The 23,091-nt window shown below is 35.0% G+C and carries 28 protein-coding genes, 2 pseudogenes and 1 riboswitch; of the genes and pseudogenes, 13 read left to right on the top strand and 17 right to left on the bottom strand.

What is annotated here, in order from left to right:
• Nucleotides 1-2: 2 nt before the first annotated feature.
• Nucleotides 3-410 carry a glycine betaine ABC transporter substrate-binding protein gene (locus NDM98_RS19960; RefSeq protein ID WP_251611299.1) on the top strand — a complete coding sequence of 136 codons (408 nt, stop codon included), beginning with the start codon at nt 3-5 and terminating at the stop codon, nt 408-410.
• Between the two features lie 48 nt (nt 411-458).
• Here the strand turns inward: NDM98_RS19960 and NDM98_RS19955 are convergent, their stop codons facing one another.
• Nucleotides 459-1,025: a GNAT family N-acetyltransferase gene (locus NDM98_RS19955; RefSeq protein WP_251611298.1), complete on the bottom strand. Its 567-nt coding sequence runs from the start codon at nt 1,023-1,025 to the stop codon at nt 459-461.
• A gap of 486 nt (nt 1,026-1,511) precedes the next feature.
• Between NDM98_RS19955 and NDM98_RS19950 the strand changes: the two genes are divergently transcribed.
• Nucleotides 1,512-1,961 carry a GNAT family N-acetyltransferase gene (locus tag NDM98_RS19950; RefSeq protein WP_251611399.1) on the top strand — a complete coding sequence of 150 codons (450 nt, stop codon included), beginning with the start codon at nt 1,512-1,514 and terminating at the stop codon, nt 1,959-1,961.
• A gap of 299 nt (nt 1,962-2,260) precedes the next feature.
• Here NDM98_RS19950 and NDM98_RS19945 read toward each other — a convergent pair whose 3' ends face one another.
• Genes NDM98_RS19945 through NDM98_RS19935 form a run of 3 tightly spaced genes read right to left on the bottom strand, consistent with a single transcriptional unit; the run spans nt 2,261 to nt 4,219 of the window.
• Nucleotides 2,261-3,148, bottom strand: a complete 888-nt coding sequence (locus NDM98_RS19945; RefSeq protein ID WP_251611297.1) for a COX15/CtaA family protein — start codon at nt 3,146-3,148, stop codon at nt 2,261-2,263.
• Nucleotides 3,141-3,890 carry an alpha/beta family hydrolase gene (locus NDM98_RS19940; protein ID WP_251611296.1) on the bottom strand — a complete coding sequence of 250 codons (750 nt, stop codon included), beginning with the start codon at nt 3,888-3,890 and terminating at the stop codon, nt 3,141-3,143. The genes NDM98_RS19945 and NDM98_RS19940 overlap by 8 nt, the downstream gene beginning before the upstream one ends.
• On the bottom strand, nt 3,890-4,219 hold the full coding sequence (locus NDM98_RS19935; protein ID WP_251611295.1) for a DUF1516 family protein: 330 nt from the start codon (nt 4,217-4,219) through the stop codon (nt 3,890-3,892). Before NDM98_RS19935 ends, NDM98_RS19940 begins: the two co-directional genes overlap by 1 nt.
• 132 nt (nt 4,220-4,351) lie before the next feature.
• Here NDM98_RS19935 and NDM98_RS19930 point away from each other — a divergent pair, with 132 nt between their 5' ends.
• A complete protein-coding gene (locus tag NDM98_RS19930; protein ID WP_251611294.1) occupies nt 4,352-4,732 on the top strand; it encodes a PadR family transcriptional regulator in 381 nt (126 codons plus the stop codon).
• Nucleotides 4,733-4,734: 2 nt separating this feature from the next.
• The gene (locus NDM98_RS19925) at nt 4,735-4,890 is read left to right on the top strand and encodes a virulence activator alpha C-terminal domain-containing protein (protein WP_251611293.1); all 156 of its coding nucleotides are present in this window, start codon (nt 4,735-4,737) and stop codon (nt 4,888-4,890) included.
• 143 nt (nt 4,891-5,033) lie between these two features.
• On the opposite strand, the gene arsC is transcribed toward NDM98_RS19925, so the two are convergent.
• Genes arsC through NDM98_RS19910 form a run of 3 tightly spaced genes read right to left on the bottom strand, consistent with a single transcriptional unit; the run spans nt 5,034 to nt 7,138 of the window.
• Nucleotides 5,034-5,456 carry an arsenate reductase (thioredoxin) gene (gene arsC / locus NDM98_RS19920; protein WP_251611292.1) on the bottom strand — a complete coding sequence of 141 codons (423 nt, stop codon included), beginning with the start codon at nt 5,454-5,456 and terminating at the stop codon, nt 5,034-5,036.
• Nucleotides 5,457-5,475: 19 nt separating this feature from the next.
• Nucleotides 5,476-6,774, bottom strand: coding sequence for an arsenic transporter (locus tag NDM98_RS19915; protein ID WP_251611291.1), 1,299 nt, complete (start codon nt 6,772-6,774; stop codon nt 5,476-5,478).
• A 19-nt stretch (nt 6,775-6,793) separates the two neighbouring features.
• Entirely contained in the window at nt 6,794-7,138 is a 345-nt protein-coding gene (locus NDM98_RS19910) for an ArsR/SmtB family transcription factor (protein WP_251611290.1), read from the bottom strand.
• Between the two features lie 244 nt (nt 7,139-7,382).
• On the opposite strand from NDM98_RS19910, the gene NDM98_RS19905 reads away from it, so the two are divergent.
• From NDM98_RS19905 to NDM98_RS19890, 4 genes are all read left to right on the top strand, one after another.
• On the top strand, nt 7,383-7,940 hold the full coding sequence (locus tag NDM98_RS19905; RefSeq protein WP_251611289.1) for a class I SAM-dependent methyltransferase: 558 nt from the start codon (nt 7,383-7,385) through the stop codon (nt 7,938-7,940).
• A gap of 21 nt (nt 7,941-7,961) precedes the next feature.
• Nucleotides 7,962-8,651: a response regulator transcription factor gene (locus NDM98_RS19900; RefSeq protein WP_251611288.1), complete on the top strand. Its 690-nt coding sequence runs from the start codon at nt 7,962-7,964 to the stop codon at nt 8,649-8,651.
• Entirely contained in the window at nt 8,648-9,745 is a 1,098-nt protein-coding gene (locus NDM98_RS19895; RefSeq protein WP_251611287.1) for a sensor histidine kinase, read from the top strand. The genes NDM98_RS19900 and NDM98_RS19895 overlap by 4 nt, the downstream gene beginning before the upstream one ends.
• Before the next feature lie 299 nt (nt 9,746-10,044).
• Entirely contained in the window at nt 10,045-10,392 is a 348-nt protein-coding gene (locus tag NDM98_RS19890) for a winged helix-turn-helix transcriptional regulator (protein WP_251611286.1), read from the top strand.
• A gap of 36 nt (nt 10,393-10,428) precedes the next feature.
• On the opposite strand, the gene NDM98_RS19885 is transcribed toward NDM98_RS19890, so the two are convergent.
• The gene (locus tag NDM98_RS19885) at nt 10,429-10,956 is read right to left on the bottom strand and encodes an NAD(P)H-dependent oxidoreductase (RefSeq protein WP_251611285.1); all 528 of its coding nucleotides are present in this window, start codon (nt 10,954-10,956) and stop codon (nt 10,429-10,431) included.
• Nucleotides 10,957-11,200: 244 nt separating this feature from the next.
• Here NDM98_RS19885 and NDM98_RS19880 point away from each other — a divergent pair, with 244 nt between their 5' ends.
• A complete protein-coding gene (locus tag NDM98_RS19880) occupies nt 11,201-12,301 on the top strand; it encodes a GerAB/ArcD/ProY family transporter (protein ID WP_251611284.1) in 1,101 nt (366 codons plus the stop codon).
• Nucleotides 12,302-12,429: 128 nt separating this feature from the next.
• Here the strand turns inward: NDM98_RS19880 and NDM98_RS19875 are convergent, their stop codons facing one another.
• The 4 genes from NDM98_RS19875 to NDM98_RS19860 form a co-directional block, all read right to left on the bottom strand.
• Entirely contained in the window at nt 12,430-13,701 is a 1,272-nt protein-coding gene (locus NDM98_RS19875) for an MFS transporter (protein WP_251611283.1), read from the bottom strand.
• The gene (locus tag NDM98_RS19870; protein WP_251611282.1) at nt 13,698-14,165 is read right to left on the bottom strand and encodes an ArsR/SmtB family transcription factor; all 468 of its coding nucleotides are present in this window, start codon (nt 14,163-14,165) and stop codon (nt 13,698-13,700) included. The genes NDM98_RS19875 and NDM98_RS19870 overlap by 4 nt, the downstream gene beginning before the upstream one ends.
• A gap of 201 nt (nt 14,166-14,366) precedes the next feature.
• Nucleotides 14,367-14,840 (bottom strand): DinB family protein, encoded by a 474-nt coding sequence (locus NDM98_RS19865; protein ID WP_251611398.1) that lies wholly within the window; start codon nt 14,838-14,840, stop codon nt 14,367-14,369.
• A 92-nt stretch (nt 14,841-14,932) separates the two neighbouring features.
• A complete protein-coding gene (locus NDM98_RS19860; RefSeq protein ID WP_251611281.1) occupies nt 14,933-15,793 on the bottom strand; it encodes an AraC family transcriptional regulator in 861 nt (286 codons plus the stop codon).
• A gap of 182 nt (nt 15,794-15,975) precedes the next feature.
• Between NDM98_RS19860 and NDM98_RS19855 the strand changes: the two are divergent.
• Nucleotides 15,976-16,735, top strand: a pseudogene (locus tag NDM98_RS19855) (amidohydrolase family protein).
• Nucleotides 16,736-17,066: 331 nt separating this feature from the next.
• On the opposite strand, the gene NDM98_RS19850 reads toward NDM98_RS19855, so the two are convergent.
• The 3 genes from NDM98_RS19850 to NDM98_RS19840 all read right to left on the bottom strand — a co-directional run bounded on the left by NDM98_RS19850 (nt 17,067) and on the right by NDM98_RS19840 (nt 19,138).
• A complete protein-coding gene (locus NDM98_RS19850) occupies nt 17,067-17,285 on the bottom strand; it encodes an anti-repressor SinI family protein (protein WP_251611280.1) in 219 nt (72 codons plus the stop codon).
• A riboswitch (cyclic di-GMP riboswitch) is annotated at nt 17,266-17,348 on the bottom strand. (Overlaps the previous gene by 20 nt.)
• A gap of 241 nt (nt 17,349-17,589) precedes the next feature.
• Nucleotides 17,590-18,330: an SDR family oxidoreductase gene (locus NDM98_RS19845; protein WP_251611279.1), complete on the bottom strand. Its 741-nt coding sequence runs from the start codon at nt 18,328-18,330 to the stop codon at nt 17,590-17,592.
• Nucleotides 18,331-18,556: 226 nt separating this feature from the next.
• Entirely contained in the window at nt 18,557-19,138 is a 582-nt protein-coding gene (locus NDM98_RS19840) for a TetR/AcrR family transcriptional regulator (RefSeq protein ID WP_251611278.1), read from the bottom strand.
• Between the two features lie 188 nt (nt 19,139-19,326).
• Here NDM98_RS19840 and NDM98_RS19835 point away from each other — a divergent pair.
• Nucleotides 19,327-19,629 (top strand): annotated as a pseudogene (locus tag NDM98_RS19835) (aldo/keto reductase); the annotation flags it as partial.
• Nucleotides 19,630-19,818: 189 nt separating this feature from the next.
• Here the strand turns inward: NDM98_RS19835 and NDM98_RS19830 are convergent.
• Nucleotides 19,819-20,238 (bottom strand): MarR family winged helix-turn-helix transcriptional regulator, encoded by a 420-nt coding sequence (locus NDM98_RS19830; RefSeq protein WP_251611276.1) that lies wholly within the window; start codon nt 20,236-20,238, stop codon nt 19,819-19,821.
• Nucleotides 20,239-20,315: 77 nt separating this feature from the next.
• Nucleotides 20,316-20,675: a winged helix-turn-helix transcriptional regulator gene (locus NDM98_RS19825; protein WP_285804085.1), complete on the bottom strand. Its 360-nt coding sequence runs from the start codon at nt 20,673-20,675 to the stop codon at nt 20,316-20,318.
• A 187-nt stretch (nt 20,676-20,862) separates the two neighbouring features.
• Between NDM98_RS19825 and NDM98_RS19820 the strand changes: the two genes are divergently transcribed.
• On the top strand, nt 20,863-21,888 hold the full coding sequence (locus NDM98_RS19820) for an LLM class flavin-dependent oxidoreductase (protein WP_251611274.1): 1,026 nt from the start codon (nt 20,863-20,865) through the stop codon (nt 21,886-21,888).
• 43 nt (nt 21,889-21,931) lie between these two features.
• Nucleotides 21,932-23,077 carry an NtaA/DmoA family FMN-dependent monooxygenase gene (locus NDM98_RS19815; protein ID WP_251611273.1) on the top strand — a complete coding sequence of 382 codons (1,146 nt, stop codon included), beginning with the start codon at nt 21,932-21,934 and terminating at the stop codon, nt 23,075-23,077.
• The last annotated feature ends 14 nt before the right edge of the window (nt 23,078-23,091 follow it).

Below are 23,091 nucleotides of genomic sequence, written 5' to 3'. Positions count from 1 at the left end.
TTATGCAAATTATGAATGAAGAAGTTATTCCAAATTATAATTTAGAGTCATTCGAGCTTACCAATTCATCTGAACAAGCAATGATGCAGCAGCTCGACACGGCTTATCAAAATCAAGATCCAATTGTTGTTACGTTATGGAGCCCACATTATGCATTTGAAGATTATGATCTGAAATATCTAGAAGATCCTGATCAAGCCTTTGGTGATCCCGATGATATTTATTACATGGGACGTAATGGATTTGCAGAGGACTTCCCTGAAGTTGATACATGGCTTAAAAATAGTTTCTTTGATGACGATCAATTATCAGCACTTCTCTCCCTCAGGCAGGAACTTGGAGATGATGAAGAAGCGGCTTCACAATGGATCGAAGAAAATCGTGATGTAGTCGATAGCTGGTTAGATTAATTAAGAACAAAAAAGCTACGTGAGAGAACTCACGTAGCTTTTTTGTTCTTAATTCTTTTTTTGATCTACTATGTAATCGTTCTTAAGAATAGACATAATAATAGTATTGTAGAAACGACCGTCAATATATTCTCCTTCTCTGAACTCTCCCTCTTTTACAAACCCAGCATTCTCAAAAAATCGAATCGCTCTTTGATTCCCACTCCATGTATCAATCTGAACTCGGTTTAAGTTAAGTGTATTAAATAGATAATTTAAAAGTACCTTTATAGCATCCTTACCATGACCAGTTCCCCAATGATCTCTTTCACCAATCATAATCCCAATAGTCGCCGATCTTACTATCCAGTTAATATCACGGTAGTCGCATTTACCAATGTGGCAACCAGTATCTTTCGTATAAATAGAAAAAAACTGCCCATCTTCTACTAAATCGTTTTCTAACGTATTCTTCTCTAAATAATGCTTTAAACCAACCATCGAGTTATTTATTTGAAAAGGTTTATCGCTTCCTGATGCAAGAGTGACTAGCTCTTCATCGTTGTTCCACTTAAAAACATCCTCTAAGTCCTGTTCAATTACTGAACGTAATTCAATTAACTGACCCTCTAACATAGTGAAGCAACCCCTTTGCGTTATAAGTCTTCAATTGTGTTTAAACTTCTTCTTTCTCCAAACAATTAAAGAAACCTTGGAAATCAAAACCGTCTCTGCACCAACTGTAGATTACAGCCAGCTTATTTGGCGCTGTGGTTCTACACTGCCACCATAACCATTTTCGTACCGTTCTACCAATAACGTTTGAAACTCTTCAATCGATATATTCTAAACTTGATCTTTAGAATCTACTTCAAGCAGCCTGACCGTATCTCGATCTTCATTCAGCGAATAATAATAACCAGTTGGGAATTCATATTACAACTGCTTAGCCAAGTTGATACCCCACTGCGAAAAATCTTAATCATTACAAATAACACCAATAATAATATTATAACTACAATAAAACATATATAACTATAAACGAACCATTTAACTTTATTTTAAGACATTTTCTTTGAGAATGTTTGATATATTAGAGATAAAAAGAGAAGGATGATAATGATGAAATGTAGAAAAGCACTTAAAAATGATCTGCCAGATATTGTACGTATGTTAGCAGACGATACATTGGGTTCAAAACGCGAGAAGTATCAAGATCCTCTACCTGACTTTTACTATGACGCATTTAAAGAAATTGAACATCAAAGAGGCAACCAAATTCTTGTAGCTACAGAAAACGAGCAAGTCATAGGTTTTCTACAATTAACGTTTATTCCTGGTTTAGCAAGAATGGGGATGAAACGTGCTCAGATTGAAGGAGTTCGTGTTGATAATAAGCACCGTGGAAAAGGAATAGGGCGCAAACTATTTAAAGAAGCGATTACCCTAGCAAAAACTGAAGGTTGTGGATTGGTTCAATTAACTACAGATAAAGAAAGAGAAGATGCTCATCACTTCTATGAGAATCTAGGATTTGTAGCAAGTCATGATGGGATGAAGTTAATTTTATGATTAGTTAAATCACTATACCAATAAATCCATAACATGATCATAGATATTCTTATAAGACGTGGGTTGGTGTTAATTAATGTTTTACATTAGGACGACTAGTTGAAGATAAATAAGGAAAATTAAAGCCAGAGAACCATCTAAGAAATTTAGAAGGTTCTCTTGCTCATGGTTGATAGGCATTTTGCTTATTCTTAAGAGTTTGAAGAAAGCTCTACATAATTAATACTTTAAAGTACGGTTTCTTAATTCTTCATTTTAGGAATTTAGTAAGGTAAACAAATTCACTTAGCTTACGCATTTTATTTTCTTCTTGATAGTACAATCGTGTATGTATAGATAGAGAAAAGGATTGATATAGTTAAAGCATGAATAATACCTATAGTTAGATTCTGATTCTTAGTTAAAACCATCCCTACTCCGCTTAGGAGTTGTATGATCACTAATAAAACTCCTGCTGAACCTATCCACATTAATAAGCGCTGTCCCCTATATCTCACTACTATCCATATAAATAACAACACCACTAAAACGGATAAAAACATTCCTGAAATCCGATGAAACATTTGAGCAAAAACAACCATTCCATCGTTAAATAAAACAAATTTACCGTCACATAGTGGGAACCCTGCGCAAGCTGTAGCAGCCCCCATATGTTTTACAAACGCTCCTGTATAAATAACAGCATAAGAATATAAAGCTATTGCAATAACATAACGCCTGAAATATATGCTCACATTTATTTTAAAAGGTTCAAGTTTATTTTCAAACGTAAAGAGGAAAATTGTAAAGACTGCCGCAAGAGAAACAGCGGAAAATCCAAAATGTAAAGCCATTATTACTGGAGGTTGTCCAAATACAACTTGTCCTGCTCCCATTAATCCTTGAACAATAATCGCTAAAGAAGCTAGGGCTGCAAAGAACTTTATTTCTTTAATATAAGATAACTTATGCCAAGACCAAAAAGATAGAACGAGAACCAACATCCCCGCAAAGCTAGAGATTAAGCGATGAGTGTATTCAATAATGGTCTCTAACGTGGGGTTATATGGGATCAGCTCTCCAAAACAGAGAGGCCACGTCGTTCCACACCCTTGACCCGACCCTGTTTTGGTCACAATGGAGCCTTGTAAGAGAACAAACAGCACAACAATCATTGTAAAAAATGAATAGACTCTCAATTTACCCATTTTCCCCTCCTGAAAATTCGACACTCTCTAACCATTGAACAATTGTATCTATGATAATTTCTTGTTGCTCGCTAACTGTTATTTGAGCTTCATTATCACCCTTTTGACTACCATAATCACCGAAAAAAGCATGATTCCCACCCTTAATTTCAACAAACTCGGTTGTTTGAGGTATGTTTCTACTGTTCTCTTTAATTTTATCGGGCGTGCTCAATCCATCCTCTGAGCCACTAATAGATAAGGCAGGTAAACTAGATTCTTTTAAATAGTCATTATCTGCTGCATATGATCCAAGTAGCACCAAACCATTAACTTTATCTAACTGTTGATCTGCAAACATCGCTGCTGCAGCACCTCCCATTGAATGTCCACCAACATACCACTCCATTGCATCGTTGCCATCAATCATTTCGAGTGCTTTTGATAGATCAATAATTGGTAGGTTTAACGTGACAGACGGTATAGCGACCGTAATATTCTGTTTCGATAGTTCTTGCGCTAAGTACGCATAAGCATTAGCTTCTACTTTTGCACCAGGATAAAGAATCAACCCTTTATCTGCCTGTTCAGCAGAGTATATTAGCCAACCTTCTTCTAATTGCTTGGTTTCTTCCAGTTCAATCTGTGAACTATTAATAGCTTCGTATGTTACCTGTGTCCATTTATAAAAAGATAAGAAGCTTACCATTATCAAGATGCATGCAATAATTAGTATTTTTTTATTAAATAGTTTTTTCATCATTAAAACCTTATGATCCCAAATCCAATTAGGACAAGCAGAAAAAATAGTCCACTAATCAAGATTAATAGAAAAGATTCCTCTCTCGGATTCTCTTTTTTCAAAACCATTTCTGTTAACCCTATTAGAAGTAAAGCCAAAATTAATTTAACGATAAATATAATAGGAAAAGACATATGTAGTGCTAAGCCTACACCAGACCCCAACATAAAAATGGAACAGAGACGGAATAGCATTTTCAAAATAGTAGATCTGTAGAACATATTTAACACAACAAACACAAGTAAAATGATCCACGTGCCTACATGAACCTGATATAAAAAATCATACATAAACAAACCCCTCCCCATATGTCATTTTAGACATATTAAACTATATACATATTAATCAGATTCAATCAATGGAGTCAAGTTTATGTGATATAATTTCGATATATAGACAAATGTTAAGGGATTGATGGTTTTATGAGCTTACGCTATGCCTTATTAGGTATCATCTCTAAAAAGCCCGCAACTGGTTATGATGTTGTTAGGATATTCAAAGAACAGATGGTGTATTTTTGGAACTCCACTCATAGTCAAATTTATACTGAGTTGCATAAAATGGAGAACAAGGGATTAATACATCATGAATTAGTTATTCAACAAACCTCTCCCAATAAAAAAATCTATTCTCTTACAGATCAAGGTAGAAAAGATTTAGTGCAATGGGTTATAGATCAGCCATTAAAACCGGCTAAAATTAAAGATGAATTCCTTATTAAGACCACTGCATTTAATGTTTTAACGGTTGAAGATATGATTAAATTAATTGAAGATGTCATAGAAAGAGAAAAAAAGTATTAGAAATGTCAACAAGATGGAGAGACCATTATAGTAATCAAGGAGAAAATGACATGGGTACGATGTTAACGATCGAATATGGTATTCGTTATTCAAAGATGTACTTAGATTGGTGCAATTGGGCAAAAAAATATATTGAAGATTCCTTTTTAAAAGAGTAGAAACACAAAAAAAACCAAAGCTCAAAAGCCTTGGTACCATTAGTTTTTATTTACTTGTATTTAAAAGAATAGTGGCAACTAATTTAAGCCCTAATGAGAACGGATTTTGTGATCACAGAAAAGTAATATAGCTTGAAAAGTGTTTACTCACCCGTTTCCGAGAACCGTTTAATTCGCTCAGCTATTTCATCTCTAACACGCTGAAAGAATGCCCATTTCTCTTCATCTGTACCTTCTGCTTTTGCGGGATCATCAAATCCCCAATGATCTCGTTTTACGTGTGGAGGAGTCACTGGACATTTATCTGCTGCATCGCCACATAATGTAACCACAAAGTCTGCGTTGTTTAACAAATCAGTATCAATAATATCTGATGTTTGATTAGAAATATCAACCCCGACCTCTTTCATTGCCTTCACAGCACTCGGATTCAACCCATGTGCTTCGATCCCAGCACTGTATACATCCCACTCACTTGTTACTACATATTCTTTTGCCCAACCTTCCGCCATTTGGCTTCTACATGAATTTCCTGTACAAAGAAAATAAATGATCTTTTTAGTCATCCTATTTCTCCCCCAACATTTAATGAATAATAAGTAACCATAGATATAGCCCCATTAGAGTGATAAATAATACTGGTAGAGTGATGATAATCCCAGTTTTAAAATAAGTGCCCCAAGAGATTTTAACTCCTTTTTGAGTTAAAACATGAAGCCATAACAAAGTTGCCAATGAACCAATTGGTGTAATCTTCGGCCCAAGATCCGCCCCAATTACATTTGCGTAGATTAATGCCTCTCTTGTTAATCCTGTTGTATCAGTTCCTGCTATCGCAATCGCATCAATTAAAACAGTAGGCATGTTGTTCATAATTGAAGATAGTATTGCCGCTATAAAACCCATGCCCATTGTCGCTGCAAAAAGACCTTGATCGGCTACAACCTGAATCACTTCAGATAAAACATCTGTCAGACCAACATTACGAAGTCCATACACAACTACATACATACCAATGGAAAAGAAGACAATATTCCACGGAGCACCGCTTAGCACCTTTCGTGTTTCAACTGCTGTACTTTTACTAGCAAATACCAAGAAAATAAGTGCGATACTACCGGCAACAATTGAAACTGGTATATGTAAGAACTCACTTACTAAATAACCAATAAACAATACACCTAGCACAAACCAAGACAGACGAAACATCTTATGATCTTTAATAACGTCCACAGGATCTTGCAGTTCTGAATAATCATATCGTTTTGGGATCTGTTTTCTAAAATAAAGATAAAGGACTAGAATACTTGCTACTAAGGCAAAAAAGTTTGGTACGATCATACGTGTCGCATATTCAACGAACCCAATTCCAAAATAATCAGCAGAGACAATATTCACCAAATTACTAACCACTAAAGGTAGGGAAGTTGTATCGGCTATAAACCCACTCGCTATAATGAATGGAAAAACCATCTTTTCATTAAATTTAAGTGAACGTACCATTGATAAAACAATAGGAGTTAGAATTAAAGCTGCTCCATCATTAGCGAAAAACGCAGCGACAACAGAGCCTAATATACATACATATACAAACATAAGAACAGCATTACCTTTGGCCATTCTTGCCATGTGTAAAGCTGACCATTCAAAGAAACCAATTTCATCTAAAATAAGCGAGATAATAATGATAGCAATAAATGTTAAAGTGGCATTCCAAACAATACCTGTTACGTCCATTACATCAGTAAAGCTTACAACTCCAAACAACAGAGCCAAAATTGCCCCACCACAAGCCGACCACCCAATATTAAGATTTTTTGGCTGCCAAATGACTAAAACAATTGTCAAAATAAAAATAGTAGATGCTAAGATGACTGAACTCAAGGTTAATTTCCTCCTCTGACTAGCATTGAACCGGTCTTTCTTTTTTTAATGCTTCTATTAGAGAAGGATCATCATGATCTACTTGATCTAAAATAGATTTCACTACTTGAAAATATGGAGAACTTACATTAAGAGAGTAATGTCTCCACTGTCCTCTTCTGTTTTCATTTAATAAGTGCAGCTTCTTCAGTTTTTTAATATGTTGACTGATTGCTGGTTGGCTAGTTTCAAACATCTCAACAAACTGACACACACAATACTCTTTCTTCTCAACAAGTTTTAATATTAACAATCTAGTTGGATCGCTTATAATTTTCAAACAAGTAACCGTATCCGCTGTTTCTAGCTTCTGTATATGTACCATTGTCCCGACTCCTTTCAAAACGAAGTATATTATAAGCGTTTTATATAAGTCAATTATTATATAACGATTTACTTATATAAAGATTTTAATAGATATGTCTTAATAAATTCCTACTAAATCCACTCTTCACCATGTTTACGAATGAATTCTAGATCTTAAGAATTATTAAGGTTTTTTGCACTTAATAATTAAGATTTGTTTTATACACTTGTGCTCATACTAAATGAATGAGGTGCAAGGCGTCTTGAGAAATATAAAATTTTTAACACAATATATAACTAACCCAAGAACAGTAGGCGCAGTCCTACCCAGTTCCAAGTACCTTAGCTATAAAATGTTAGATCAAGTGAACTTTAAAACTGCAAACTGTATTATTGAATATGGATCTGGTACGGGTGCTTTTACTAAAGAAATACTGAAAAGACGCAAAAAAGAAACAACAATTGTTCTAGTTGAATACAATAAAGAGTTTTTCAATATCCTCAAAGAGAACTTTGAAAATGAACCAAATCTTTTTATTATTAATGATTCTGCGGAAAATATTGAAAAGCACCTTAATGACCTTAATATTACCTCTGTGGATTTTATCGTATCTGGTCTCCCATTCGCTAGTCTACCTACTGAAATGTCTGATAAAATTCTAACTAATACTCTAAACATCTTAAATCAAAATGGACTCTTCATTACTTTTCAATACACTAAATTAAAAATAGCTTATATGGAACGTTTTTTTCCTCATATTCAAATTGAAAAAGAATACAGAAATGTTCCTCCAGCTTATATACTAAGCTGCAAGAAATAAAATAATTTATAGGAGATTTTTATGCCACCAAAAATCCTTATTATTGATGACGATGTAGATATTAGAAATCTAATTGAGGTATATCTCGTAAATGAAGGCATGGACACAGTAAAAGCCGAAAACGCAGTTGTAGCCTTGCAGCTATTAGAAAATCACGAGATTGATTTAATCATATTAGATATTATGATGCCTGAAATGGATGGTATTGAAGCTTGCATAAAAATTAGAAAAGAACGGAACATGCCGATTATTATGCTCTCGGCAAAATCAGAAGATATGGATAAAATCCAAGGTCTTACTTCAGGGGCAGATGATTATCTAACCAAACCATTTAATCCCCTAGAATTAATGGCCAGAGTCAAGTCTCAGTTAAGAAGAATGAATAAGTACAGTAATGTAACTAATAATCTAAATGAAAGTATCATCGAGATTGGTGATTTAGACATTCATATAGATACGCACCAAGTATATGTGCAAAAAGAAGAAGTTCGTTTAACACCCAAACAGTTTGAGATACTAAAATTATTGGCTCGTAACAAAGGAATCGTACTCAGTATCCAAAAGATCTATGAATTGGTTTGGAAAGAAGACTTCTCAAGATCAGATAATACCGTAATGGTTCACATTACTAATATTCGTAACAAAATTGAGCAAGATCCTAAAAAACCAATTTACATTAAGACGGTTTGGGGAGTCGGATATAAAATATGAATGTCTTAACACTCAAAAATAAAATTGTCATTCAATTATTGTGTGTGATTGCTTTAAGCACAGTGATATCACTTGTTACTCTCTTAACCATTTTTCAATTCACAGGACATTTGTACGAAAAAATGAATGTGACAGAATTAAATGTTACGTTTGCAGTTATTCTAACAACCTGTATTTTCTTATTTGTACTATTTGTATTTATTTTATCTTTTACCTTTTTCACAAGAAAAAAAATTAGATTTCTAAAACATATTTCTGATAATGTTCAGAAAATAGCGGAAGGTGAATTAGGGCTATTAATTGATCTAAAGGGGAATGACGAATTAACCACACTTGCAAAGAACATTAATAACATGTCTAAAGACTTGGAGTATAAATTCCAGAATGAACGACGATTAGAATCTGATCGAAACGAACTAATTACAAATGTATCGCATGATTTACGAACACCCCTTACATCTGTAATTGGATACGTAGATTTGATCATGAAAAATAAGTACAAAAATAAAGAACAATTTAATGAATATCTTCAAATAATTAATCAAAAATCACATCGTTTAAACGTGTTAATAGAAGAATTGTTCGAGTACTCACGATTGTCTAATCCAAACATCACCTTAAATAGGCATGTCGTAAATATGGTAGATTTAGTCGAACAAGTACTAGGTGAATATACGTTGGAACTTGAAATGGAAAAGATACAACTATCAAGAACCATCGTCGGAAACGAAATTTCTGTTTTTATGGATGTTGAGAAAGTTGCACGAGTATTTGAGAACCTTTTAGTAAACTGTTTAAAATATAGCCTGAAGCCTTCAGAATTAAAAGTTGAACTAGTAAGTGCAAAAGGTATTGCTCTATTCAAGATATCAAACCAAGTTGAACATCATACTTCTATGGAATTGGACAAGTTATTTGAACGTTTTTTTGTAGGCGAAAAAGCAAGAACAACACGTGTTGGTACGGGATTAGGACTTGCCATTGCTAAAAAAATTGTAGAGCTGCATCAGGGTAAGATGTATGCCGAACTACATGAAGATTGGATCACGTTTACTATTGAATTACCTTTATACGCACCAACTTTAGAGGAGTAGATCTAATGATTAAAAGCGGTTTAATTATCGCCCTTCGCTTACTGTTCATTACGCTAATTGACTTTAAGAGAAGAGCAGATAGAAATTCTAAATAAAACGTACTCTTATCATACAAGCTTAAGCTATATTAGATAAGCCTTGTATTTCTTCTAAAGTTAAAAGGAATCTGACACCACACTTGGCCATCTCTTTCATTACCTCTTATATTCTATCAATATTGTCTTACGGTTAATTAGTGTTAAACTGTAGTAATACTGATCACTATCAACGTTCTATATTTAGGTTAGGAGGTTTGTAAAGTGGAGGAAACAAGTCCCTCGGATGTCGATGTTAAAAACACTGGATTCGGATTAACATTGTCCTTAATCAATGGTAAGTACAAAATGCTCATACTATATTTGCTTTATGAACACCATAAGATTAGACATAACGAATTAAAACGTAAGATAGGAACCATTTCCTTTAAATCACTTAGCGTTATGTTAAAGGACTTAGAAAAAGATGGATTAGTTAACAGAGTTGAATTCCCTCAAATTCCTCCTAAAGTTGAATACTCATTGACTGAACGTGGTCTTTCATTAATACCAGTGTTGAATTCGATGTGTGAATGGGGAGAAAACCAGAAGTATCTAGATAACTATAAATAAGAAGCAACTTACTCTCAGTTGCTTCTTATTGTTTGTTCATATTAATTTTTTTAAGAAATCCACATAATCTTTAGCGCTTTTATCAATTTCATCTTGTGAACTAAAATCTGTGCCATAAAAAGCGAAAAAAGATTGATAATCTGCTTTACAGTATTTTGCTGTTATTTCAAACGGCACTAATACTTCTTTTAAATTATATTTATATCTTCCTTGCTTATCATAGTCGTCACTTCTACTTCCTGTAGTAACTCCTAACGCCATTTTTCGATCCTTTAAGTTATCCCCGGATTTTCCAAATGCCCACCCATCTGTAAATACTTCATCTAACCATTTTTTAAGAATAGGCGGACAATTAAACCAATGTACTGGGAATTGTAATACTAAATTTCCATGTGACTCGATTAGTGATTGTTCTATTTTAATATCGATTACGCCATCTGGATACTCTTTTTCCAATTCATGTATGGTGAATAAATCAGGGTACAACTTCATTTCCTCTATCCATTTTTTGTTTACGATAGATGCCTCAATATCTGGGTGACCAATTATGACTAATGTTTTCATTCTTTATCCTCCTTTAAATCTCTATTAATTATAATTAAGATTTAAAGGTCATGTAAGTACGCACTTTTAGTTGGGGTACTTACTAAAAGGTTAGTGTATCTTTAAGCGATGTATTCAAAGAAAAGTAAGAATGATCATTCACTTTAATTCTTAATATTGTATTCTCACCACTTAAAATATGCATTCATTATTTTCTTTTGGAAATACTAAGATCGTGACTTAACTAAGGGTGGGGGGCAATAACTTGGATCAAAAAAAAGGTATAAGTCTCATTCATTTCTTTTGGTTCTTTGTTCAAGCCCAAATTGGTGCGGGTCTTTTCACACTTCCTTATATCGTCTTTCAACAAGCACTAACTGATGGGTGGATTTCTGTTTTAATAGCCGGGCTCATCTCACAAGTCATGATCGTTATTCTTTGGAGCGTATCCAATAATTATCCAAATCTCACATTTTATGAATTCCAAAAACACATTCTAGGCAATAAAATTGGGAAGAGCGTCATTTTCTTATACAGTTTATATTTTATTGTTATTACCATAACTCTTTTGGTTTTCTTTAAAACTCTTATTGATGCTTGGGTATTACCGCATACACCAGATGTAGTTAAACTAATACTTTTTACAATACCAGCTCTCTACCTTTTAAATAGTCCAATCAAAATAATAGCATCTTTTATGACAATCACTGCTCCAATCTTATTCTTAGCCCCCATTTGCGCTGCATTCGCATTTTCAGATTCTGAACCCCTATATCTTTTACCGTTATTGGAGACAGAATGGGGCGGTATATGGAAAGGAGCTTTATCTAGTTCTTTTGCTATGCAGGGATTTTTAATTCTTCCAATTATATATCCCTTCGTATCTGGTACAAGTAAAGAGAAATTACTAACAGCTACGTATGCAAATATATTTGTGACAACGTTTTATACATTTATTGTAGTTTCGTGTTATATCTATTTTAGCCCGGGTCAATTTGAAGTTCTTCCTGAACCTTTCCTGTATATGATTAAAACCATTTCCTTTACTTTATTTGAAAGAGTTGATTTAATTTTTTTAGCTTTCTGGTCCATTATCGTGTTATCAACACTAACCATTCTGCTTTATTCAGCTTCAACAGGTTTGGAGATTATATTCAATCGATCAAATACAAGATTATTCTCTATTCTAATCGGATGTATAGTCATTAGTTTAAGTATGATTCCTCAGAATTTATTATCCATTCGACGAATCTTCCACTATAATGAATACGCTGGAATTCTCTTTGCTATTTTCATTCCGATTTTTCTTTTCACGTATGATAGATTAGTTAAAGGGACCCCTTTTATCAAAATAAAAAGGCCGTAGCAAATAACAACTCCCTAAGCTAACATATTTATTAAAAACCAACTTGATCTGCAGCGTACAAACCCGTTTTAGAGAATGCAGTGCAATTAAGATAGTCTCCAGCCAAAACACCAACCAGAGCTTTGTATCTACAGCGACTTTTCAAAGTTGGTTTCAGTTACCGGTCGTGCCGGAAAAAGCTTTGCCTCATCAATCTTCGGCAGCTTCCTTAATACTGCGTTAAAGAGCCAGCTTAAACTGAATATGATCATCGCTATGCCACATAGGTACATTGGCACAATGGCTGTAAAGGTTTCACCGATATAACCACCTAATAAGGAACCAAACGGCATGCCAATTGACGCTGCACTTGTTAATACAGTTAATACGCGACCTATAAAAGCAGATTCAACCTGCTGTTGAATAGATGAGAACATCAGTATGTTTAATATGCCAATTGATATGGTACCGATGCAGAAGAAGATCAGAGATGGAACCGCCGGCAGTGCTGCAGCACCCATCCACAATAAGCCTGTGATGCTAAAGCTAACAATGGTTAGTAATCCAAAACTAAACTTCTTCACTCTAGGTGCAAGTATAGCCCCAATCATAATACCTAGTGATATCGCTGCGAGGTAAAACCCATACAGCGCCTCGCTTCCATTGCCTTTTATAAGAGCAAAAGCAGGCATATTAGGCATCATGACCCCCATAGCAAAATTAATAAACACAATGGATACGATCATTTTTGGAATCAGTGAATCCTGTATATAGCGAATCCCTGCTTTTAAGTCATTTGTATACGTTGTTACAAGTTGACCAATCACTGGTCTCTCTGTTGCTTTCTCTTGTTGGAAGGTGAAAAATAAGTAGGTGATAGAGGATAATACATGGCAGATTGCCGTGATTAGAATTGCTTGAACGGGTCCGATGACAACCACAAGAATTCCAGCACCGGCTACAAATACGATACTCATGCCTTCACGTACCGTTTGAAAGTAGGAATTAGCTTTGATGATATTCTCTTTACCTACAATGATTGGCATGATTGTGGATTCGATTGGGTAAGAGAACTGCGAAATCAGTGCGACTATAAATAGAATTAATATGACGTAGAATACATTTAATCCGACAGTAAAATAAAATAGTGGGATCGTAAATAGCAACAGAAATTTTAAAGCTTCACAGCCAATCAAACCCTTTTTGTAGGTTACATAATTAGCAAATGGAGCGATCAGAAAAGCCATTGCACTAGCAAGGGTCAAAGCAAAGAAGGCGAATCCTGAATAAATCACACTCCCGCTCAATTGAAATACAAGCATCATGCCCGACACTGCATAAACTCCGCCACCAATTCCATTAATAAATATTCCAGATAGTAAAATGAGAAAGTTTCGTTCCATCACAAAAGATGCCCTCATCCCTTTTCCTCCTCCACATAGTTTTTTACATTAAACTCGACAGTATAAGAATTCTGCTCTTCCGTTTCTTCTATTGATAAACGTCCGTATTTAAAGTAGATCTCCTGGACTTCTTGATGCATTTCATCTAATAATTTCTTTGAAAGGAGGATGTGAATATTGCTACCTGTTACATGTTCCTCAGAATCTTCCTGCTCAGGACCTTGGAACAAAATGGCCTTTGACCGGTAATATTTCTCCACCACACCCTTATTCGTATCAACATGATCAATTTCTAAGATGTCATGCTTAAAAAGCTGTTGAATGTGGTAATAGATTGTTCCCGCATTTTTATCTAGTTTCTCCGCTGTTTGTTTTGGCGTCATTGGTTCTTCGTGTAGCATAGCTATGATACGGGACCTTAATGGATCTGAAATCACTTTTTGCTGCTTTAAAGTAATCTTCATCATTTCTCTATTAGACATAACAACACCAACTTTCGATTTAATTTAACAATCCGATTTAATAACTTAAATCGTTAATTTAAATTTATTATATGATTTAATTTTCTAAATCGCAATACCTAATATGAACTTTCATCAAAATAAAAAAAGAAGCTGCCTCAATTCGTCATGAATGATGACAAATGGAGACTGCCTCCTATACTATCTATTTTAGTGCTTCATCTATTCCTCAATAAGATCAGTATCTGGTGGAATATAGCCTAGCTGTCTTCCAATTTTCACAATTTGCCCTTTGTGGTGAAATTCATGGGTTAAGGTATGAGTAAATAACCATAGCGCTGTAAATTCATTAGACTCGCCATTCCGATAAGTCACTCCAACCTTTTGTTCCCACTGACCTTCATACGTATGTAAAAACTCATTAACGATGTCATCCGTTTGCTTGAATAGCTCTCGCATTTGTTGAACAGTTGTAATGTCTATTGGATTAACCAATGAGAGCTCCTTTTTAAGCGCTCGTTTGCCTAACCAGACTTGATAGCATTCAGCAACATGGACGTGTAAATTTCGGATAGAATCACCGCCAAATGATTCTACTTCTTTTACATAGTCCTCCTGAGGTAAACTCTCACAATATTGAAATAATACGTCGCGTGTCTTTCGCACCCATTCATACTGAGAAACAAAAAGCTTCATCATCTATTCCTCCTCTCTATTAACAGTAATTCTCTTTTAGTATACTCGAAAAAATAGGCGCCTCCTGTGAACACGCGCGCCTATCTACACTCTTATTTTTTAATTGGAATCCAGACTTCACTATAATAGTCCTCTGAAAATGGATCCGCATCACTAAGATACACTTCCATTTCTGGTCCACCGGCATGCTCATATCCAGTAGAAGGAAACCACTCTGAAAAAACTCTGCCCCACACTTTTGGCATAGCTTCAGGCATTGGTCCGTGTACTGGGAAGACGGCCCATGTAGCTGCTGGAATGATTGTCTCTTGCCAATCGTTTGGTATGGAATCAATGTTCTTTTCGGCTCCAATGAGATAGGTCAGATTTTCTTGCTTACTATCAAATTCCAAGCACAAGCCAATCAGTCCAAGTGATCCACTGTTTTTTGCTAGTTCTTTTGTGAACCCGTTTTGATTTGATTCATTCCAGAACCCCGCAATGTTACGGTTATTCTCACCGTCGATACATGACGTACGAATGCTTTTTCCAACAACAGCAAATTCATCTTTATCTACTAATTTGTAATCCATTTCTACATCACCCTTTAATTGAATTTGAAAGGAAAGCTTTGGATACGCCTTTAAAGAACGATTACTCTTCTTTGCTTCTGATGGATTGATTCCATGAATTCGTTTGAATGCTTTAGTGAAGGCTTCCGGGCTTTCGTAGCCATATCTCATCGCCACATCAATGATCTTGCTGTTTGAATGATTCAGCATCTGTGTAGCAACAGTCATCCGGCGATTACGAATATACTCACTAACCGTAAAACTCGTAAGCATGCTAAACATTCGTTGGAAGTGAAACTTTGACATACAGGCAATCTCAGCGACCTCTTCAATATTCAAGTCATTTTCTAAATTGTTTTCAATATACTCGAGACTAGCAAGCATCCTTTGAAGCCCTTCCATATTAGCAGCTCCCCTCTCTTCACTAAGTTTATACGTAGCTCAATGTTGATTCTTGATATTTTGTGCTCGATAGTGACAGGAGCAATTCAATTTTTGGCGCAAGATATGAATTGATATGTATGTTCTTATTTTAATCGTTTTGATAAGCTTAAACTATAATAGAATGAAAAAGGAGAACATTCATGAAGATCTTTGATTCCCACTTACATATTATTGATAAACACTTCCCTATTTATGAAAACCAAGGCTTTACGCCCGATTCCTATACTGCTGTTGATTATCAAGTTGATGCTAACAGATTAGGTATTACAAATGGTGCCATTGTATCAGGTTCCTTTCAAAAATTTGACCAAACCTATCTAAAAGAATCCCTTAAACAATTAGGAAGTGGGTTTGTTGGAGTCACTCAGTTGCCTTACTCTACAAGTGACGAAGAGATCCTAGAACTAGATTCTATTGGGGTTACAGCATTAAGATTTAATGTAAATCGAGGAGGTTCAGAAGAACTTTCTAAACTAGAGTCATTTTCAAAACGAGTATATGACTTAGCCGGTTGGCATACCGAACTGTATATAAACTCTTCTAAACTAGCAGATATCATGAATATACTTAGGACTTTGCCCGCTGTATCCATTGATCATCTAGGCCTTTCAAAAGCTTGGCTCGCATGAACTACTGAACCTTGTTTCTCATGGAGTTAAAGTAAAAGCAACTGGATTTGGCAGATTAGATTTCGATCCCGGAGAAATGATCAAAGAAATATACAACATTAACAATAATGCGTTAATGTTTGGAAGTGATTTACCCTCTACCCGAGCACCACGACCTTTCCAAGACTCAGACATAACTATCATAAAAGAAGCTTTAGATGATGAAACAGCTATACATAAAGTCTTGTATCAGAATGCAATGGATTGGTACTTTGGAGGGAAAGAGAAGTAAGTTAGATGATCTAATCTTGTTGTTATATCTTATAATGAACGAGCAAATGGATAAACATACAAACGAAAAAAGAGGAGCTTAAAAGCTCCTCTTGGGATATCCCTTCTCTGTTTTAAAAAGATTTTCAACCACTACTGTTTTTCGTATCGTAACTTAATTAGACTATGAGTTCAATCTGCACAAAAAAACAGCAGGAACTTCATCACGTTTTTAGAAAGGCAGTAACATATATCCTTTCTGTAATGAACCCATAAGCGTCTGCAAGGCTTCTAAGGTTCGTTTGCACTGTTTTCTTGACCTTTAAGGTCTATTAACTTCACCTATGTTATCCCTATTTGTAATACAATCTTTCTAAAACATGCGCATTTGAAAGATTGTCAACCATTTTAGGATCTTTTAGGAACTGTCTAATTTCTTCGGCAGAAATCCCCATTTCCAAAGCTTCCTTTATTAAGTTACTCCATTCTTTGTCTAATTCACTTTCACTATTAAAAGGAACCAAACATATCCCCCCTAAAATATGTACTATTTTAGGTAGCACAGCCATCATAGTATAAACCTTAGACCTGTAACTTTGCGTCTCAATCTTTCGACTGATTTGCCCTTTTCTAGTTTGATAATTAATCTCTATATAAATTATATCAAAATATGGTATAAAATGTACAGATTTAATGTAATCGCTCTCATTAATTTATTAGGCTAAGAGTTAGATGAATAGTAACTTCCCCCTGTAAAACAAAACTCAGAACTGTGGCTAAATGAAATAGACAGGCAACACGGAAATTCCGAGTTACCTGTCTATTTTTTAGGGGCAAAATAAGAACAACTCTTCAAAACAAATGTAGTTACTATCTTTACATTTCTTGAATAGTTGGTCGAATAATCATTTCATTAATAGCTACGTTATCAGGTTCTCCAATCGCAAATGCAATGGCTCTTGCTACACTGGAAGGATCAATTGCCTCTTTAGCGCTCTCTATAATGAAGTTTCTTAGTCCTAGGTCAGAAATTGAATTTGTAAGTTCGGTTGAAGTTGGACCTGGAGAGATAATTGTTGTACGTATATTGTTTTTACATTCTTCTTGTCTAAGACCTTCTGTTATAGCACGTACAGCATATTTTGTTCCACTGTAAACAGAACTAGTTGGAAATACCATATGGCCAGCAACAGCAGAAACATTGATGATGTGACCAACTTTATTTTCTTTCATAGAAGGAAGAACAGCAGCCATTCCATATGTTACGCCCTTAATATTTACATCAATCATTGTTTCCCATTCTGTTATTTTCAAATCTGAAATAGCTGATAGTGGCATTACACCTGCATTATTGATCATAACATCAATTTTGCCAAACTCTGTAAGAGCGTACGAAGCTAGCGTTTCCATTTGCTCGTATGAAGTCACATCTGTAACTTGATAAATTACCTGTCCCCCATTACGCTTAATTTCTTGCTGTATCTCCTTTAGTCGCTCTTCTCTCCGTGCAGCAAGAACTATTTTAGCACCTTTCGAAGCAAGCTCCTTTGCAGTAGCTTCCCCAATTCCACTTGATGCACCAGTAATGATAACAACTTTTCCTTGAATATTTGACATATTATAAACGTCCTCTCTTAATTATATTTTTTCCTTAACAAGGTACATCCCATCAGAATAATTGTTTTAAAAGAACTTCCTGATCTTCTCTAAAAGAGATCTTCGTACTCCATATCACCCCCTTTAATTATCGAATGTTCGTTTAATTATGAACATTTGTATAATAAACGTTCATTCGATTAATTATTATATAAAATGAAGATGTAAGAGAAAATGATCTCCTACATCAGATTTCATCTTTTTTAATAGCATCCCAAGTCATTTCAACGATTATGTTGATATCTTCTTGCTTAAACGTTATTCGCCCACCATAATGCTCTTTAACATACTGCATACAAAGGTTAACCATTGCCATATATAGCAGATTAGTATCCACTTGCTTGAATATTTTTTGGCTTTTCCCTTCTTCAAGTAGCCTAATAATTGGTTCAAACATTAGTGTTCCTTCTTCTTTAGATAAGTTGTGAAGAAGAGGAGAGTTTGAAAATTGTTCAATAAATAAGAATTCATCTTTATTATTCAGAATAAAGTCTAGATATTTTCTCAATGTATATTCAAAAGAAGAACGTACGGAGATAGAATCATCGTAATGTTGAAACACTTCGACGCTCATATCTTTCTTAATCATTAAATACAATTTGTTGAGCATATCCTCCTTATTTTCAAAGTAAACGTAAATTGTAGAAGCAGATATACCTGCCCGTTTTGCAATCTTTGACATAGAGGTTGCAGATAACCCTTGTTCATTAACTAACTGTATGGCTGCTTTATATATACTTTTGTTTTTATTTTCATCTTTATGTCTCATACAATCTATAATAAACGATCGTTCGATTATAGTCAATGTTTTTTCTTGAGGTTTTAAAATTCATCCACACTCATCGGATTTATAATAAAGAAATATATTCTAACTCCTCCACTTTGGTTACCTACCTGGTTATTTCGATACGCAGCTGATCATAGGTTTTCTTGATACACTCTAACAGGCTGTAACCAGCACCTTTTGCGGAAGGAAAGAACAATCTATTTTATAACAAAATTTTGGTTGCAATAGCTGAAAAACATAATAAGTCCGTGGCTCAAGTCGTTTTACGTTGGCTGACCCAGAGAGATGTTATTGTTATTCCAAAATCGATTAATCAAGAAAGGATTACTGAGAATTTTAATATCTTTGATTTTGAATTAGATGAAAATGATCTAACTAATATCGCTTCATTAGATCAAAAAGAAACTTTATTTTTCTCTCACCGAGATCCTGAAATGATAAAGATGATTAGTAATCGTAAGTTAGAGATTTAATCTTGTAATTTCAGTTGTTAACAGTCATATCTGTACTGATCAATAAAAAAAGAACCAAAGTTTTAATGCTTTGGTTCTTCAAGTGAATACTCGAGCCACAATAATTTCTTTTCTATTTAAAATAATATCTAATCAATCGATAATAGTAGCATTGCCTATCATTGTAGGATTTTATATCCTTGCGACTAACTAGTTGAAAAGGTTCTTTTCCATTTGTTTCAACAGTCTTCTAAAAAGCAATTTCTCATCTTGAGTAATTTCTGTTAATAAACGCTCTTGCTGTTTTTTCCATATCTCACTAACTGGTTTTTCAATCTCTTTCCCAGAATCTGTGAGATAGATTCTTGTTATTCGTTTGTCATGAACATCTTTGTGTCGAATAATTAATCCTTTTTTTTCTAATGATTTCACCATGTTGGTTACAGTTGGGGCTTCACAATTTAACTGATTACACAGTTCAACTTGAGTCATACCATCTTTATTCCAGAGTTTACATAATAGATTGTCTTGGCCTACATGTAAGTTTAAATTAGTTAATAATTGATTATAGTTTCTTCGGTTTTGTGAAGAGATTTTATCTAAAAGAACTCTGATATCATCATTTACCATATCAAGACCCCACTTAACAATTTAATTAGTGGACTAACTATATCGCGGAGTTGTTTTTACGTCCATTTCTAATACAATTAGTCCTGATTGCTTTCACCATATTCTTTACCGAAAATCTCCATCGCATCAAGGACTGGCATCAATTTAATCCCCTTTTCAGTTAAAGAGTATTCTACTTTTGGAGGAACCACTGGATATACTTCGCGCTTAATAACACCATCATTCTCTAGTTCTTTAAGCTGTTTTGTGAGAGATCCTTGTGACAAGTTTCCTAAAAATGCTTTAATATCTGAATATCTTCGTGTGTCTCCTTTTAAGTACCATAAGATAAAGTATTTCCATCTGCCTGATAACACATTTTGTGTGAATGCAATGGCGTACATATCAGTTTTACCTTCAATAAAATCACGGTCAAAACCGTCATTACAAACCTTCATCTTTAAGCTCCTTTCCTAAGTACATAAAAATGTACTAAGTCCATTTAGTTTGCCCTCTTTGCAGATAAACATAATGCCCTTATGATGGTGAAACACACCAAAAATAAATAAATTAGCAACTACATTTTTCTGGACTTTTAGTTAGCAAGCTAACTAAAATTATACCACAGATAGGAGCTAGAGATGAATGGATAGCGAAAATTCCAAACTAAAACTTTCGATTCTGGATTTTGTTCACATATATAAAGATAGCCCTGCTAGTAAAAGTCTTAAAAATGTGACAGAAATGGTGCAACTTGCGGAAGAGTTGGGTTACTCAAGGTATTGGTTTACGGAACATCACAATACAACAAACTTGATGAGTACGTCACCAGATATGTTAAGTATGCACGCTGCTGCACATACCAATAAAATTCGCGTAGGGTCCGGTGGTGTGATGTTGCCAAACCATAGTCCGTTAAAAGTCATGGAGAATTTCACTTTGCTTGAAGGGTTATATCCTGGCCGCGTTGATCTTGGAATTGGAAGAGCCTCTGGAACCGATGCCCAAACGATGTTGGCATTGTTGCGGTCTAGAGAACTACTAGGAGCAAATGATTTTCCAGAGCAACTGGATGACCTTCTTTCATTTTTTTATCGTAGCTTTAAAGAAACACATCCCTTTAGTCACATAAACCCTCCTGGTGACAAATCCATGGTACCAGACCTGTACATGCTTGGGTCTAGCGAAGGTGGTTTACACTTTGCACTTCAAAAGGGACTTGGTTTTGTATTTGCTGCTCAACTCGCACCGCAATTGGCTGTTCCTATGTTACGAGCCTACAAAAATGAATTTAAGCCTTCTTCTTATTTAAATGAACCGAAAAGTATGATGGCTATTATGGTGATTACAGCTGAAACCGAAGAAGAGGCAGAATTTGTTGCAGGTCCGGCAGAATTAATGTGGGCACAGATGAGTACTGGAACAAAGATTCTTTCTTTCCCAACTCCAAGTGAAGCTAAAAATCATACGTATACTCTTGCAGAAGCAAGTGCTAGAGAACATAACAAAGCGAGATTTGTTATCGGGAGTCCTGAAACGGTTGCTGAAAAATTACACCAAATGGCGAAGGCCAGTATGGTTGATGAAATAATCATTGCTGATTTTTACCCTAATCAAGAAAGTCGGAAGAATGGACATAAATTACTGGCTAAACAATTTGGATTGATATAAGGGAATTATGCTTAATGATCGTTTTGAAGGAGAGAAATCAATAATGCGAGAAAGAAAGCTAAAACTCATTGGGAATATTGATGGAGTTGGGTGGAGTCATACGGGTTGGAAACACCATGATATGCCATCAAATGCGAGTGAAAGCATAAATCATTATGTAGAAAAAGCCAAACAATTAGAAAATGGTAAATTTGATGCGATCTTTTTAGCGGATGTTAGCCACATCGGGCCGGGGATGATCCCTCATTATCTTAGTATGTTTGAAGGCATCTCTATTTTGTCGGCTTTAAGTATGGTGACTAAATCTATTGGATTAATAGCAACAATTGCGACTTCGTATGCTGATCCTTTTACAGTAGCTAGACAAGTTGCTTCGTTAGACAAAATTAGTAATGGACGAGCTGGATGGAACGCGATTACATCTAATCCAGGAGGTTTAGCCAATTATAGTCGCTCTCATTTAAGCAAATCAGATCTTTATCCAATGAAAAAGGAGTTTCTAGAAATTGTAGAGGGACTTTGGGATTCGTATGAAGATGATGCTTTTATCCGTGATAAAGAAAGTGGCATCTTTTATGATCCAAGAAAGATGCATCCTCTCTATTACAAAGGAAAATACTTTTCAGTGGATGGTCCATTAAATGTTAGTCGTTCAAGACAAGGAAGACCTGTGATTTTCCAAGCAGGAACATCTTCAGACTTTATGGATATAGCGGCTAAACATGCTGAAGGGATTATGGCACCTGGAGATCATTTTGATTACCTTAAGGGATATACGGCTGAACTAAAAAGAAGAGTTCAAGATCAAGGACGCTCTCCTGATGATTTCCTAATGATGCCTGCGCAAAATCCAATTGTAGGAGAAACTGAGAAAGAGGCATTAGAAAAATTGAAAGAAATTGAATCATTCATGCCTATAGGTCACAGATTACCAAGACCTCAGTTTATAGGTTCTGCGGAGAACGTAGCAGAACAAATTGAACATTGGTATCGAGAAGGCATTATGGATATCATGCTGATTAGACAGAATGGTCCATCAGGTTTTGAGGACTTTATTAAGTTAGTAGTTCCTATCTTGCAGGATAGAGGAATTGTTCGAACAGACTATAATGATGATCAACCTACACTCCGAGGAAATTTAGAGCTGCCATACCCTGAAAGTATGTACACAAAAAGCGTTAGACTTTAAAGAACTTAGTACAT

Origin of the sequence: Alkalicoccobacillus plakortidis (assembly GCF_023703085.1) — a bacterium.
Classification (GTDB): Bacteria; Bacillota; Bacilli; order Bacillales; family Bacillaceae_D; genus Alkalicoccobacillus; species Alkalicoccobacillus plakortidis.
This window is presented reverse-complemented; position numbering and strand designations above follow the sequence as displayed.